13 protein-coding genes are annotated in these 14,144 nt (G+C 71.2%); 8 read left to right on the forward strand and 5 right to left on the reverse strand.

The window, feature by feature from the left end; genetic code table 11:
* Positions 1 to 146: 146 nt before the first annotated feature.
* The 5 genes from ACIBCT_RS25080 to ACIBCT_RS25100 all read left to right on the forward strand — a co-directional run bounded on the left by ACIBCT_RS25080 (position 147) and on the right by ACIBCT_RS25100 (position 5,522).
* The gene (locus tag ACIBCT_RS25080; protein ID WP_399192407.1) at positions 147 to 1,292 is read left to right on the forward strand and encodes an RNA polymerase subunit sigma-70; all 1,146 of its coding nucleotides are present in this window, start codon (positions 147 to 149) and stop codon (positions 1,290 to 1,292) included.
* Between the two features lie 61 nt (positions 1,293 to 1,353).
* Positions 1,354 to 1,917: a dihydrofolate reductase family protein gene (locus ACIBCT_RS25085; RefSeq protein WP_399192409.1), complete on the forward strand. Its 564-nt coding sequence runs from the start codon at positions 1,354 to 1,356 to the stop codon at positions 1,915 to 1,917.
* Positions 1,918 to 2,253: 336 nt separating this feature from the next.
* Positions 2,254 to 2,760, forward strand: coding sequence for a hypothetical protein (locus ACIBCT_RS25090; protein WP_399192411.1), 507 nt, complete (start codon positions 2,254 to 2,256; stop codon positions 2,758 to 2,760).
* Positions 2,761 to 3,083: 323 nt separating this feature from the next.
* Positions 3,084 to 4,313, forward strand: a complete 1,230-nt coding sequence (locus ACIBCT_RS25095) for an ATP-binding protein (protein WP_399192413.1) — start codon at positions 3,084 to 3,086, stop codon at positions 4,311 to 4,313.
* A gap of 201 nt (positions 4,314 to 4,514) precedes the next feature.
* Positions 4,515 to 5,522 carry an RNA polymerase subunit sigma-70 gene (locus tag ACIBCT_RS25100; RefSeq protein WP_399192414.1) on the forward strand — a complete coding sequence of 336 codons (1,008 nt, stop codon included), beginning with the start codon at positions 4,515 to 4,517 and terminating at the stop codon, positions 5,520 to 5,522.
* A gap of 184 nt (positions 5,523 to 5,706) precedes the next feature.
* Here ACIBCT_RS25100 and ACIBCT_RS25105 read toward each other — a convergent pair whose 3' ends face one another.
* The 3 genes from ACIBCT_RS25105 to ACIBCT_RS25115 all read right to left on the reverse strand — a co-directional run bounded on the left by ACIBCT_RS25105 (position 5,707) and on the right by ACIBCT_RS25115 (position 8,239).
* The gene (locus ACIBCT_RS25105) at positions 5,707 to 6,291 is read right to left on the reverse strand and encodes a dihydrofolate reductase family protein (protein WP_399192416.1); all 585 of its coding nucleotides are present in this window, start codon (positions 6,289 to 6,291) and stop codon (positions 5,707 to 5,709) included.
* A gap of 125 nt (positions 6,292 to 6,416) precedes the next feature.
* Positions 6,417 to 6,941 carry a GtrA family protein gene (locus ACIBCT_RS25110; protein WP_399192418.1) on the reverse strand — a complete coding sequence of 175 codons (525 nt, stop codon included), beginning with the start codon at positions 6,939 to 6,941 and terminating at the stop codon, positions 6,417 to 6,419.
* 674 nt (positions 6,942 to 7,615) lie between these two features.
* Positions 7,616 to 8,239 (reverse strand): dihydrofolate reductase family protein, encoded by a 624-nt coding sequence (locus ACIBCT_RS25115; RefSeq protein WP_399192420.1) that lies wholly within the window; start codon positions 8,237 to 8,239, stop codon positions 7,616 to 7,618.
* A 57-nt stretch (positions 8,240 to 8,296) separates the two neighbouring features.
* Between ACIBCT_RS25115 and ACIBCT_RS25120 the strand changes: the two genes are divergently transcribed.
* The gene (locus ACIBCT_RS25120; RefSeq protein ID WP_399192422.1) at positions 8,297 to 8,794 is read left to right on the forward strand and encodes a winged helix-turn-helix transcriptional regulator; all 498 of its coding nucleotides are present in this window, start codon (positions 8,297 to 8,299) and stop codon (positions 8,792 to 8,794) included.
* Positions 8,795 to 9,169: 375 nt separating this feature from the next.
* Positions 9,170 to 10,594 (forward strand): rifampin monooxygenase, encoded by a 1,425-nt coding sequence (gene rox, locus ACIBCT_RS25125; RefSeq protein WP_399192803.1) that lies wholly within the window; start codon positions 9,170 to 9,172, stop codon positions 10,592 to 10,594.
* A gap of 252 nt (positions 10,595 to 10,846) precedes the next feature.
* On the opposite strand, the gene ACIBCT_RS25130 is transcribed toward rox, so the two are convergent.
* Positions 10,847 to 11,281: an alpha-lytic protease prodomain-containing protein gene (locus tag ACIBCT_RS25130; protein WP_399192424.1), complete on the reverse strand. Its 435-nt coding sequence runs from the start codon at positions 11,279 to 11,281 to the stop codon at positions 10,847 to 10,849.
* 342 nt (positions 11,282 to 11,623) lie between these two features.
* On the opposite strand from ACIBCT_RS25130, the gene ACIBCT_RS25135 reads away from it, so the two are divergent.
* A complete protein-coding gene (locus ACIBCT_RS25135) occupies positions 11,624 to 13,105 on the forward strand; it encodes a cryptochrome/photolyase family protein (protein ID WP_399192426.1) in 1,482 nt (493 codons plus the stop codon).
* 68 nt (positions 13,106 to 13,173) lie between these two features.
* On the opposite strand, the gene ACIBCT_RS25140 is transcribed toward ACIBCT_RS25135, so the two are convergent.
* The gene (locus ACIBCT_RS25140) at positions 13,174 to 14,142 is read right to left on the reverse strand and encodes an NADP-dependent oxidoreductase (protein WP_399192428.1); all 969 of its coding nucleotides are present in this window, start codon (positions 14,140 to 14,142) and stop codon (positions 13,174 to 13,176) included.
* Between the last annotated feature and the right edge of the window lie 2 nt (positions 14,143 to 14,144).

Genomic DNA, 14,144 nt, shown 5'->3' on the forward strand with positions numbered 1-14,144 from the left:
CCTGAATCCGAGCGGTTCCGGGCCCACGTCCCGGCCGTGAAGAGGACAAGAGTGCCGTCGCCTCCGTGCGCGAGACAGGTTCCGCCCGACCGATCGTGCTGATCCGGCGGGGTGACGTGGGCACCTGCGCCATGAGGGAGCCGATCGTGGACAAGCGTGAGCGGGAGATCCGCGCCTACATGGACGAGCACGGCGTCCGGCGGGCCAGGGCGGTCCGGGAGCTGGACACCCGGCGGACCGCCGCGGCCGAGGACGGGAACGCCGTCCCGGGGCCGGTGCCCCCGCAGGACCCGCCCGCCACCCCGCCGGCCGCGGTACGCCCGCACGACGACCCGATGACCGACTTCGCCGAACGTGCCGAGCGGCACCGGGGCGAGCTGCGGGTGCACTGCTACCGGATGCTCGGGTCGTTCGACGAGGCGGAGGACCTGGTCCAGGAGGTGTTCCTGCGGGCGTGGCGCGGCCGGGACGGCTTCGAGGGCCGTTCCTCGCTGCGCGCCTGGCTGTACCGGATCGCCACCAACGCCTGCCTGGACTTCCTCGACGGCAAAAACCGCCGGACACTGCCCGACCAGGCCGATTCGCCGGCCGGCCCGTGGCTGCAGCCCTTCCCCGACCACCTGTGGGAGCCGGTCGCGCCGAGCGCCGACGACCCGGAGAGCGCGGTGATCGCGAAGGAGACCCTGGAGCTGGCGTTCCTGGCCGCCATCCAGCACCTGCCGCCGAGGCAGCGCGCCGCGACGATCCTGTGCGACGTGCTGGGCTGGCCGGTCCGCCGTACGGCCGAGGCCCTCGACGGCAGTGTCGCCTCGGTCAACAGCGCGTTGCAGCGGGCCAGGGCCACTCTGCGCGCCCACCTGCCGCCCGGCCGGTCGGACTGGGCCCCGTCGGCCCCGCCCTCCGACGAGGACCGCAGGATCCTGCGGTCCTACATGTCCGCGGTGGAGCGCGGCGACCTGACCGCGGTCGCCGAACTGCTGGCGCGGGACGTACGGGCGACGATGCCGCCGTACCCGGAGTGGTTCGCCGACCGCGACAGCGTGCTGGCGGCGCTGACGGAGAGCTGGGACACCGGCTCACCCCACTACGTCGGGACGCTGCGCATGCTGCCGACCAGCGCCAACGGCCGGCCGGCCGCGGCGACGTACCGGTGCCCGCCGGGCGGGGACGCCTACGAGCCGTTCGGCATCGGCGTGCTGCGGGTCCGCGACGGCCGGATAACCGAGATCGTCGCGTTCCACGAGCCGGCCCTGTTCCCGTCGTTCGGCCTCCCGCCCACCCTGGACCGATGAGGTTCCGCGGTGGATGCCGTCTCAGAAGGCACAAGGTGATCGACCGACAGAGGAGACGACAGTGAGCGACATCGAACCGCAGGCCGCGAACGGCAAGGTGCTCTGGCACTTCACCATGTCCCTGGACGGGTTCGTGGCCGGGCCGGACCACGACATGGACTGGATGATGACCGGCATCTCGTTCCAGCCGGGCCTGGTCGAGCAGTACGTCGAGACCACCGGCGCGGTCCTGGGCGGCAGGAGCGGCTGGGACCGCTTCCCGGATCCCCGCGGCGTCTACGGCGGCGCCTGGACCGGACCGATCTTCGTGCTCACCCACCATCCCGAGGACGCCGAGCCCGCCGACGGCGTCACGTTCCTGGACTGTGACGTGGCCGAGGCGGTGAAGATCGCGCTGGCCGCGGCCGGCGGCAAGAACGTCGAGGTGCTCTCGCCGACGATCGGCGGCCAGCTTCTCGAACGCGGGCTGCTCGACGAGATCGACCTGCACATCGCGCCCGTGCTGCTCGGCGACGGCATCCGGCTGCTGGACCTCCCCGGTGGCCGGCCGCACTACCTGCACCGGGTCGGCGCCGACGACCCCACGGCCGAGCTGAGCGTGCGGTACCGGCCCGTCAGGCCGTGACCGCGGACGTCACCACGGCGGCGCCGGGCGCACCCGGCACGGCCGCTCCCCGCCGGACCGGACGGCGGGGGGCGTCCCCACGCCCGGATGACGTTCACCGCCGTACCGGGGCAGGCTGAAGCCATGAACGATGACGAGCCGGCCGTCGCCGTCCGGGCACAGATCAACCGCTACGACCTTCGGGTGTGCCGTTCGAACGTCCGGATTCGATCCGGTTCGAATCGTTGGGAGCCGACGCGGGAGCGGTGTATTGCTGTGGACACCGCTTTTACACCGCCCCGCCGGACGATGCCGAAAAGGGCGGGGCGGGATGATCGTCTGACGTGAGGAGATCGCGTGCTCGTTGTCAAGCGCGTCCTGGGAGCGCTGCTCCTGGTCGGCGGGGTCCTGGCCGGAGCGTTCAGCCCGGCCACCGCCGCCTCGGGTGCCGGTGCCGCGGCGCCCAACTGCCAGCACAGTGGCGGCAGCGGAAAACCGCGTTCGGCCGCCTACCTTCTCCCGGGGAAGACCGGTTCGATACAGCTGTGCAAGGACAACCGAAACCGGTTCTGGGCATATGTGATCTTCTACCGGCCGCTCGCGTCCAACCGGTCCGCGCAGGCCGCCATCGTGACGTACAAGAACGGCAACTGGTGGTCGGCCGACACCTGTGACCAGGGCGGGAACGGGTACGTCCGGCCGGGACAGACCCGCTGCTGGACCAAGAAGATCTCCAGGAAAAGCGGCGTCTACTCGTTCGCGGCCGCGGCCGAGCTCTACGACACGGCCAATCCGGGTGGACCAGGGATCGCCCGAAACCTCACGCTCAGGTGCCCGAGGGTGGGTAACTGCTTCCCGGACTAGACGGACACCGGAGAGCCTCTTCCCGCGCGTCGATCCCAGGGGATCACGGCAGGTCCAGCAGTTTGCCCGCCCGTCAGGGCCGGGCGGGCATCTGCTCCCCGCCCGGCCACCGGGTCATCACGACCGCGCGCGATCCCGAAGGATCATGCCCTGCCCCCTCGTTCCATGAGCGCACGCCCTCCACCTGGGAAAACTTGCGTACATCATCTCTGCGAACGCAACCGGGAGGGTCGGTCCGCGCGAACACACCCCCAAGGAAACGGGATGAGGCGGTGGCCGAATCGGTCCGCCGGTCAGAGCCGACCGACCGAAGGGGACCGGAGATGGCAGAACCCGATTTCGCCGCTTTCTTCCAGGCCACACCGGCCGCACTGGCGTTGTTGTCGCCGGATCTGGTGTACACCACGGTCAACCAGACCTTCGAGCGGCTGACGGGCCACTCACGCCACGAGATCGTCGGCCGTCATCTGCTGGAGATCTTCCCCGGCAGCCCGTCGACAAGCCAGGGAGAGGCGCTGCAGCTCTCGATGCAACGGGTCCTGGCCGAAGGCGCGATCGACATCATGCCATTGCAGCGCTATGACCTGGAGATCCCCGGTAGACCGGGACAGGTGCAGGAGCGGTACTGGAACATCACCAACGCTCCCTTGCTGGACGATCAGGGCAACACCTGCGGCGTGGTCAACCTGCCGCAGGAGGTGACCGCCTTCGTCCAGCAGATGACCACCAGGGGGCTGGCGGTCACCACCGAGACCGCCCTGGCGCCCATGGCCGCGATCGAGGCCCAGCTGTTCGCCCAGGCCGGCCAGCTGCAGGAGATCACCCAGCGGCTGCGCCGAGGCGAGGCGAGGGAACGCCGGTTGGCACAGGAGCTGCGCACGGCGATGCAACACCAGCAACAAGCCGTCGCCGACACCTCCCACGACCTGCGCGGCCCGATCACCGGCCTGCAGACCCTCCTGCAGGTCGCCCTCGCCGATCCTCAGGCCGACGCCCGCCAGATCCTGCTGGCCGCCCTCGAAGACGCCGAGCGCCTGGGCGCCATCGTCGGCGACCTGCTGGAGCTGGCCAGGCTGGAGGCCGGCGCACCCGCCGACACCGAGCCGGTCGACCTGGCTCACCTGGTGAGAAAAGAACTGCTTCACCGCCAGGCGACGATCACCACGATCACCACTTCCACCTGCCTGGCCGCGGGGGTGCTGGTGCGGGGTTCGGCGGTCCGGCTGGGCCGGCTGGTGGGCAACCTGCTGGCCAACGGTGAACGCCACGCCCACTCCCGCCTGGAGGTGACCGTGGGCGCCCAGGGCGAGCAGGCGGTCGTGGAGGTGACCGACGACGGGCCCGGCATCCCCCATGCCGACAGGGAAGCGGTCTTCCGCCGGTTCTTCCGCCGCTCCGACGCCCGCCGCAGCGACCCCGGCGGCACCGGTCTGGGGTTGCCCATCGCCCGCCAGATCGCGCAGGCGCACGGCGGCACCCTGCACGCCACCGATCCCACCGGCGCCCGCCCCGGAGCGCGACTGCTGTTGCGCCTTCCCCTGCTGCGCGCCTGACGCGGGTCTTGGTGATCACGCGCGACCACGGGGACCCCGCCTCGACATCGAGGGTGTGCCCGGCCCGGACACGTCCCCTGGATCGGCCCGGCCCGCCGGGCCTGACGGGCGGCCCGGTGTCAGCGGCCTCACCGCTCAGAAATCCTCCGCCACGTCGTCGGTTCTGGTGACCCCTCGCCACCCGCGGAAGGATCGACGACCATGACCGACTCCAGACTGCCGAGCGCCGACGAGGCCGCGTTCATCGCGGCGGCCCGCTCCGACGACGCAGCACGGTTCACGCTCCTCACGGAGCGCCACCGGCGTGAGCTGCAGGTGCACTGTTACCGGATGCTCGCCAACTACGAGGACGCCCAGGACATGACGCAGGAGACGTTCCTGCGGGCGTGGAACAAGCGGGAGTCGTTCAAGGGCCACGCTACGCTGCGGACCTGGCTGTACCGGATCGCGACGAACGCCTGCCTCGACTTCCTGGAGAAGCGCAACGACCGCACACCCGTGCCTGCCGAGCTGCCGGGCGCGGGCTCGGAGGTGCACCACCTGCAGCCCTACCCGGACCGGATGCTCCCGGAGGACCCGCAGGAATCGGTGGTGGCGCGGGAGACGATCGAGCTGGCGTTCATCGTCGCCGTCCAGCACCTGCCGCCGCGGCAGCGGGCGGTGTTCATCGTGCGCGACGTTCTCGGCTGGCCGGCGTCGAAGGCCGCCGACGCCCTCGAACTGACCGTCGCGTCGGTGACCAGCGCACTGCAGCGGGCGCGCGTGACGATGCGCGAGCAGCTGCCCGGCCGCCGCCTCGACTGGCGGAGCCCTGCCACGAACGAGCTGTCGGACGACGAGCGCGGCGTGGTGAAGTCGTACATGGAAGCCCATGAGCGCAACGACCTCAACGGGCTGACGGCCCTGCTGCGCGACGACCTGCGCTTCGCGATGCTGCCCGACCCGGGCGCCTTGATCGTCACGGCCAAGGACGCGGTGGACGGCTGGGTCTCCGGTGGGCTCTTCCAGCGCGGCTACGACGACTGGCGCTGCATCGCCACGACGGTCAACCGCATGCCCGCCGCCGCGCTGTACCGCCGCGCCCCCGGCGACCGGGAACACCGTCTGTTCAACATCGCGGTCCTGCACATCGTCGACGGGAAGATCGCCGAGCTCACCGGATTCGACGCCACCGACAAACCATGGCTGGACCTGCCCGCGACGCTGTGATCGGACTCGTCCCCGTCGTCGACGAGTCCGGCGCACGGGCAGGCGTCACCGTCGTCCCCGTCTTCGGCGAGTCGGCCGGCAGCTCACCGGAACGCAAGGAAGGGCCGGGAAAAGGTTCCCTCATCGCCGGGGGGCGCGGTGAGTACGCCGGGAAGGATTCACCAGCCGGGCGTCCGGTCCGTGCTCATCGCCTCGTCTCGTACCGGGTCAGTACCACGCCGCCGGGAAACGTCCGGTTCTCCACCAGGGTCAGCTTCACCCAGTCGTCCAGGGCCGTGAAGAACGGCGTGCCGCCGCCCACCAGGACCGGATGGGTGACGATCGCGTACTCGTCGATCAGCCCGGCCCGCATGGCCGCCGCGGCGAGTGTGGCGCCGCAGATGTCCATCGGGCCGCCGTCGCCGGCCCTGAGCCGGGCGATCTCGGCGACCGCGTCGCCGGTGACCAGGCGGGTGTTCCAGTCGACCTCGTCGATCGTCGACGAGAACACCACCTTCGGCATGTCCCGCCAGCGGCGCGCGAACTCGATCTCCGCCGGTGTGGCACCCGGCTGCTTGTCGGCGGTCGGCCAGTCGGAGCTCATCGCCTCCCACAGCTTGCGCCCGTACAGCGCCAGGCCCGTCGCGTCCACCCGGTCGGACCACCACTGGAACAGCTCGGCGCTCGACGACGAGTCCGGTCCCTCCCCTCCACTCCAGCCGAGGTCGTCGCCGGGCGCGGCGATGTAGCCGTCCAGGGTCACGTTCATGGCGAAGATCAGTTTCCGCATCGTGTCAGCCTCTCGTGAGTCGATCTCACACGTACAGACGGGCGGGGCGCGGAAACCTGATCGGTGCGCGATCCGCGGTGGTCGCTCAAGCGCCCGAGGCTCGTCGAACGCACCGTCGCGGGCGGTCAGGCCGCCTCGTCCTCCTTCCTGGGCCTGGGGGCCGGAGCGGGCCGCACGCGGCCGGGGTGGGCCTCCCCGTCGGGGAAGACCCACTTCCGGAACGCCCAGAAACGGAAGACCATGGCGATCAGTGTGCCGATGACCTGCGCGCTCATGAAGTCGGCGACCTCCTGGGCGACCAGGCTCACGTTCGGGGTCTCCAGCAGGAACACGTACCGGGAGATCCATAGCGGTACGGAGCTGAGCACCAGGCCGACGCCGCTGACCAGGAAGAACAGCGCCGCCTCGTGATGGCGTTCGCGACCGCCCCTGGTCCGGAACGACCATTCGCGGTTCAGCACGTAGGACACGATCGTCGCCACGAGCACCGCGATGACCTTCGCGGTCACCGGCTTCGGCTCCAGAACGGTCAGCTTCAGCCCGTAGAACACCGCGTTGTCCACCAGGAACGCCGTTCCGCCGACCACCACGAACTTCAGCAGCTCACGGTGCTTCAGGGCAAGGGCGTGCAGCGGTCCCGGCAATCTCACGAGGACCGCGTCAACCGTTTCGAAGCGTCCCGGTCTTCTCACCATCCGGGCGTCCCGGTCTCAAGTCCCACTGACACGGCCTTTCCTGCTCGGGCGGCCGGAGCCGCATCCGCCGACATCGGATGTCGATCCTCACGCGCACCACGGTCGAGCACTTCGCGGTGCAGTGCCCGTCGGGAAGCCGGACCGTCCCGGTGACCGGATGAGCCGCCGGGAAAGCCGCGGTCCGGACACGACATCGGGATGACCCTCGCCGGAAGCCGAGGGTCGCCCGGTGCTCGACCGGTTCGCCGATGTGTACCGGGGTGTTTCACGACCGCCCGGTATTGACCACGCGAGTCACAGCACAATAAACACCGTTTTGGGGATGATGACACCTTTTTCATCGGTACGTTGAGCTCAACGAGGCGACAGGGGGTACGAACGGATCGCACGGCCTATCGGTTACGCCGTCAATGGCGACCGTCGTCTTCCGTCAAGGCCGGGCTCGACCCCCGCGCGACGTCCCGGAGAGCCTGCGCCATGCTCACGTGGAGGTGGCCACGGGCGGCGTCAGCGTCCCGGGCAGTGGAGAGCGGCGTTCCCGTTTCCCGTTTCTCGTCACCGCCGTCCCCGACGCCGGATGCAGCCGGGACGCGGCGGAAGGACACAGGGCCGCCCTTCGTGCGCGCCGGTCAACCGGTCCCGGCCGGGCTCGCCTTCCCTGCGCCCCGGACGGCGTAGCGATGCATCGTGACGCCCCGCTCGAACGATCGCTGCTCGAGCAGGTCGAGCTCGATCGGCATGTCGTAGCCGTCGAACAACGGCCTGCCGAAGCCGAGGATGTCCGGGTGGGTGAAGAGCAGCAGCTCGTCGAGCAGCCCGGCCCGGAGCAGCTGTGTCGCGACCGCCGCGCCGCCGACCCCGATGGCGCCTTCGGTCTCGGCCCGGAGGGCGGCCAGCTGCTCGATCGCGTCGTCCCCGCCGATGATCCGGGTGTTGTGGCCGGCGCTGTGACGGGTGCGGGAGACGAGCACCTTGGGCGTGGTGGTCCAGATCTCGCCGTACTCACGCAGGACGTCCGGCAGTGAGGCGTCCTCACGCGCCCGCGGCCAGTACTCCTCCATCGTCTCGTACATGGTCCGGCCCTGGACCATCAGGGAGAGCCCCTTTGCGCGGGCGTTGAACTCGCGGTGCAACTCCTCGCCGATGCGCAGCCACTCGCCGGCGCCGTCGTCCCCGGGGACCTGCTCGATCCGCAGGTCGAGGGACACGTTCATCCAATACACGAAGTGGCCCATCGTCTCCTCTTCCCCCATAGTGGTTGTATTCTGCAATCACTATAGTGAGGACGACATACCTGTCAAGGAGGAATCGTGGAACCACGGTCCGGCTGTCCGATCAACGCGGCCGTCGAGCTGCTCGGAGATCGCTGGTCGTTGCTCGTGCTGCGCGACGTCATCTTCGGCGACCGTCGTTACTTCCGGATGCTGCTCACCGGGTCGATGGAGGGCATCGCCTCGAACATCCTCGCCGACCGCCTCGTGCGGCTCGTCGAGGCGGGGATCCTCACCCGCGGCACCGCGGCGCGGGGGCAGCGCGCCCGCTACAGCCTCACCGAAGCCGGTATCCAGACTCTTCCGATCATCTACGCCCTCGGCAACTGGGGCCTCGACTGGCGCGAGGGCGGCGACGAGCTCCGGATCCGGCAGCGCCTCATGCGCGAGGAGGGGCCGGCGTTCATCGAGGAACTCATGGACGACCTCCGCGTCCGCCACCTCGGCGCCCCGCCGAAGCCGCACGACGGTCCGGGCCCGTTCGAGCGCCTCGACGCCGCCTACGCCGCGGCCGCCCGGCAGGAACACGCCGATTGACGACCACGCGGCCGGTGTCGGGGGAGCGGCCGCGCGGGTCCGTCCGGGGTCGGGATCGCGCGGCCGGAAAAGGATTGGACGCCGTGACGCCCGGACTTGTAGCTTGCAGTCGACCGCGACACGGCCCGAGGAGGTGAGACCCATGAACGCTGTATCGATGTGGGTGCTCCCGCCTGCCGTCACGGTCGGGCGAACGACGTAGGTGTCGCCGGGAGCGCCTCGATGACAAGGCACTCCCGAAAGGCGACATCCATGCACTCTCAGCAGGTCACCGCCGAGCCGTCGTCGAACGACGACGGCGAGCGCGACTCCACGGCGGGCGAGGTCCCCGCAGCTCTCCGGTCGCCGGCCACCGGCGCCGATCGCGCGCCCCTCGTGTTCGATGTGATCATCGCCGGGTGCGGGCCGACCGGTGCGATGCTGGCCGCCGAACTGCGGCTGCACGACGTACGGGTCCTCGTCCTGGAGAAGGACATCGAGCCCGCGTCGTTCGTCCGCATCGTCGGCCTGCACATCCGCAGTCTCGAGCTGATGGCGATGCGCGGACTGCTCGATCGCGTCCTCCCGCACGGAAGACGGCGTCCGGCCGGCGGCTTCTTCGCCGCCATCCCCAAACCCGCGCCCGAGGGCCTGGACTCCGAGTACGCCTACCTGCTGGGCATCCCGCAGCCGGTCATCGTCCGCCTGCTGGAGGAACACGCGATCGAACGGGGCGCGCAGGTCCGGCGCGGTCGCACGGTCACCGGTCTCGAGCAGGACGACGAGGGCGTGACCGTCGAGCTGTCCGACGGGCAGCGGCTGCGGTCGCGCTACCTCGTCGGCTGCGACGGCGCGCGCAGCACGGTGCGCAAGCTGCTCGGCGTCGGCTTCCCCGGCGAGCCCTCACGGAACGACACGCTCATGGGCGAGCTGAAGGCGGACATGCCGGGCGAGGAGATCGCCGCCAGGGTGGCCGAGATCGGCCAGATCCATCGGCCGTTCTGGCTGCGGCCCTTCGGCGAAGGGGTCTACAGCGTCGTGGTCCCCGCCGCGGAAGGCGGCGACCGCGCCGAACCGCCCACCCTGGAGGATTTCAGGCAGCGGTTGCGCGCCGTCGCCGGAACCGACTTCGGCGTGCACTCCCCGCGCTGGTTGTCCCGCTTCGGTGACGCCACCCGGCTGGCCGAACGTTACCGCGTCGGGCGGGTGCTGCTGGCCGGTGACGCGGCGCACATCCACCCGCCCCTCGGCGGTCAGGGTCTCAACCTGGGCGTTCAGGACGCGTTCAACCTCGGCTGGAAGCTGGCCGCGCAGATCCGCGGCCGGGCGCCGGAGACGCTGCTGGACACCTACCACGCCGAACGTCATCCGGTCGCCGAGGACGTGCTGGACAACACCCGCGCCCAGATGGAACTGACGTCCGCCGGGCCGGGCCCGCAGGCCCTGCGCAGGCTGCTCACCGAACTGATGGACTTCGACGAGGTGAACCGCCACCTGATCGAGAAGATCACCGCGATCGGCGTCCGCTACGACCTCGGTGAAGGCCCCGACCTGCTCGGCCGCCGCCTGCGCGACATCCAGGTGGGACAGGGCCGCCTCTACGGTCTGCTGCATCGCGGCCGCGGCCTGCTGCTGGACCGCACCGGCCGCCTGACCGCCGGCGGCTGGTCCGACCGGGTCGACCACCTCGCGGACCCCACCGCGGAACTGGACGTCCCGTGCGTCCTGCTGCGCCCCGACGGACACGTCGCCTGGATCGGCGACGACCAGCAGGACCTGGACGACCACCTCTCCCGCTGGTTCGGCAGGCCCGCCGGCTGATCCCACCCGGGCGGCGGCCGTCCCGCGATCCGCGGCGCTCCCGGCCGGCCGGCCGGGGGCGAAGTCGTCGATCTCGCGTCCCCTCGCCCCGCCGGCCGCGCCGGCTACGGCGTCGTGTAGCCCAGCGTGTAGTGGCCGCTGCCCTTGAAGGAGAGCAGCAGGTAGCGGTAGACACCGGGCGGGCCCACGTAGCCGAGCTCCTCGAAGGGGCGGGGGTCTCGGAGACCGCGACGGTGTTCCAGGTGAGACCGTTCAGTCTTTGCAGGTGGTGGCCCTGGGCGTGCTCGACGAGATGACGACCTTGTTGACCCTGACGTCGATGTAGCGCACGCCGCTCACCTCCGAAAGCGCGGGCCGGGCGGTGGTGAGCTTCTCCTTGACCGCCCGCAGTCTCGCCAGCGATCGGCCGACGACGACGGGCCGGGCGCCCGCGGCGGTGATCTGGGCGGCGTCGGCACGGCCGGTGGTGGCCACCACCAATGTCTGCCCGGCGACCCCCCGCAGCCAGGAGCCGGCGAAACGATCACCGAGCCTTTCGCGCAGCTGCGCCGCGATCGAGGTCAGCCGGGATTCGTTGAGCAGGCGGCTCTGGGCCTGGTCCTCGGTCAGTCCCAGGTCCCGCCGGATGGCCTTCAGCATGCCCATCGGGGGTTTGCGCGCCGGCAGGACCCGCTCGGGGGCCTCCACCCCCGAAACGGCGGGGAGCGCCCGAGCCGGACGGGAGGCGACGGCCGGGGCGTCGAGGTGAGGACGGTGACCGCCAGGAGACATCCCATGGCGGCGGCACACGTGCGGAACATGACGATCTCCTTGACCTCGGCTCTGTGAGCGCGGGGGGGACATCGCCGTGCGGCGCCGGTCGATCCGGTACACCGGCGAACACCACCTTAACCAGGCCGTTGCCGCTCACCGCCCCGGAAGCTCCACGCCACACCGACGGCGACCTCCGGGCGGGGGGGCGCCGTGCCGCACGCGGTCCGGCCAGCGAGGCGCGCGGGAAATGAGGCGCCGAGCCGACAGGATGGCTGCATGGGGGAACACGGCAGGCGATGGCTCTTCGCCGATCAGCTCGGGGACCACTTCCTCGACTCCGACGACCAGCCGGTGCTGCTGGTCGAGGCCAGGTCGGCGCTGCGGCGGCGGCGCTACCACCGGCAGAAGGCGCACCTGGTGCTCTCGGCGCTGCGGCACCGGGCGGCCGAGCTGGGCGACCGCGCGCTGTTCCTGCGCACGGCCACCTTCGGCGAGGCGCTCGGCCGCGCCGGTGGCCGCATCACCGTCTGCGGGCCCACCAGCCACGCGGCCGACGCGCTCGTCCGGGGCCGCGCCGAGGTGACCGTCCTGCCCTCGCGCGGCTTCACCAGCACCGCGCGGGAGTTCGCCACCTGGGCCGAGGGCAGGGCCGGCCACCGACTGCTCATGGAGGACTTCTACCGCGACGCCCGGCGCCGCCTGGACGTGCTCATGGACGGCGACGAGCCCGCCGGCGGCCGGTGGAACCTCGACGCGGACAACCGCGAGCCGCCGCCCGCCGGAGGGCTGGACGTGCCCGGCCCGTGGACGGCCGAGGAGGACGAGATCGACGAGCGGGTGCGCCACGACCTCGACCGGTGGGAACGCGACGGCGAGGTGTCCTTCGTCGGGCGCGACGGCCCGCGCACGTTCCCCGCGACCGTCGCGGAGGCGCGCAGCGCGCTGCGGCACTTCATCGACCACAGGCTGCCCGCCTTCGGCCCGCACCAGGACGCGATGCTCGCCGGTGACCCGTTCATGGCGCACAGCATGCTCTCGCCCGCCATCAACCTCGGGCTGCTCGACCCCATGACGTGCGTGCGGGCCGCCGAGGCCGCCTACCGGGCGGGCCACGCCCCGCTCGCGAGCGTCGAGGGGTACGTGCGGCAGCTCATCGGCTGGCGCGACTACATCTGGCACCTGTACTGGTACTTCGGCGAGGACTACCGCGACCTCAACCGGCTGTCGGCCCGCACGGCGCCACCCGCCTGGTTCGAGGAGCTTGACGCCGACGCCGTCGAGGCGCGCTGCCTGTCGTGGGCGCTCGCCCAGGTGCGCGACACCGGGTTCACCCACCACATCGTCCGGCTGATGGTGCTCGGGAACTTCGCGCTCCAGCGGGGGTACGACCCGGCGCGGCTGAACGACTGGTTCCACCGCTGCTTCGTCGACGGGTACGACTGGGTGATGGTGCCCAACGTGATCGGCATGTCGCAGCACGCCGACGGCGGCATGCTGGCGACCAAGCCGTACGCGGCCGGGGGCGCGTACATCAACCGCATGAGCGACTTCTGCGCGTCCTGCCGTTACCGGCCGGCCCGGCGGACCGGCGAGGACGCCTGCCCGTTCACCGCGGGCTACTGGTGGTTCTTCGCCCGCAACCAGGAGTGGCTGGCCGCCAACCCGCGCACGGCCCGCGGCGTGCACGGCATGCGGCGGCTCGACGACCTGGACGAGGTGTGCGCCCAGGAGGCCGCACGCGGCGACGCGCCCCCCTGACCGCGGATCACCACCGGAGGTGTCGTCCGGCGCGTCGTTCTGCGGCCCGATCCCGGCCGGCCCTGTGTTCACATCGTGACGACCAGCTTGCCGGTCGTGTGCAGCCGGACGAAGTCCACGCACGCCTGAACGCCGTCGTCGAGGGTGTAGCGGCGGCCGATGGTGGCGGGTGGTCCGCCGCGCACCGCCAGTTCGGCGACCTCGCGCATCCCGCCGAACGTGCCGTCCATGTCCAGCACGAAATGCAGGCCCACGTCGTCGCGGCCGATCCACTCCTGCCGTGGCACGGGGTAGGTGATCGTCAGCAGACGTCCGCCCGGGCGGACGGCGTTCGCGACCGCGGTGAGACGGTCGCTCGGCAGGGTCAGGTTGAACGCGACATCGACTCCTTCGGGGTACTCCGTCTCGGCGTACCCGATGGTCCCGTCGGCGCCGAGTGCTCGCAGGACGTCGGCGTCGGCGGCGGTCGCGGTCGCGGTCACCCGGGCTCCCGCGCCGGCGAGCAGCGGGATCAGCGCGGTACCGACGCCGCCGGTGGCGCCGACCACCAGGACGGTCTCGCCCGGCCGGACCTGGGCGGTGGCCATCAGCGCCCGGGCGGTCAGGCCGATGGTCGGCAGGGCCGCCGCCTGTTCGACGTCGAGACCGGGCGGGCGGTGCGTCAGGAACGGGGTGTCGGCCTCGAAGACCGCGTACTCGGCCAGGGAGCCGGTGCTCAGCGACGGCCGCTTCGTACCGGCCATGGTCCGCAGCGCCCGGGGCACGGCCTGACCGAAGATCTCGTCGCCCACCCGATAGACCGTGACCCCGTCACCGACCTCGCTGACCGTGCCGGCGAAGTCGTTGCCGGGCACGTGCGGAAACGTCAGCGGCACGACCTCGCGGAAATCGCCGCTGGGCAGCCGCACGTCCGCCGGGTTGATCGAGGCCGCGGCGATCCGGACCCGGATCTGCCCCGGACCGGGCTGCGGCACCGGCACGTCGGCCACCCTGTACTCCTCGGGTGGTCCGTAGCCGGTCGCGACGACTGCCTTCACGT

Source organism: Streptosporangium sp. NPDC050855, assembly GCF_044456585.1.
Classification (GTDB): Bacteria; Actinomycetota; Actinomycetes; order Streptosporangiales; family Streptosporangiaceae; genus Streptosporangium; species Streptosporangium longisporum.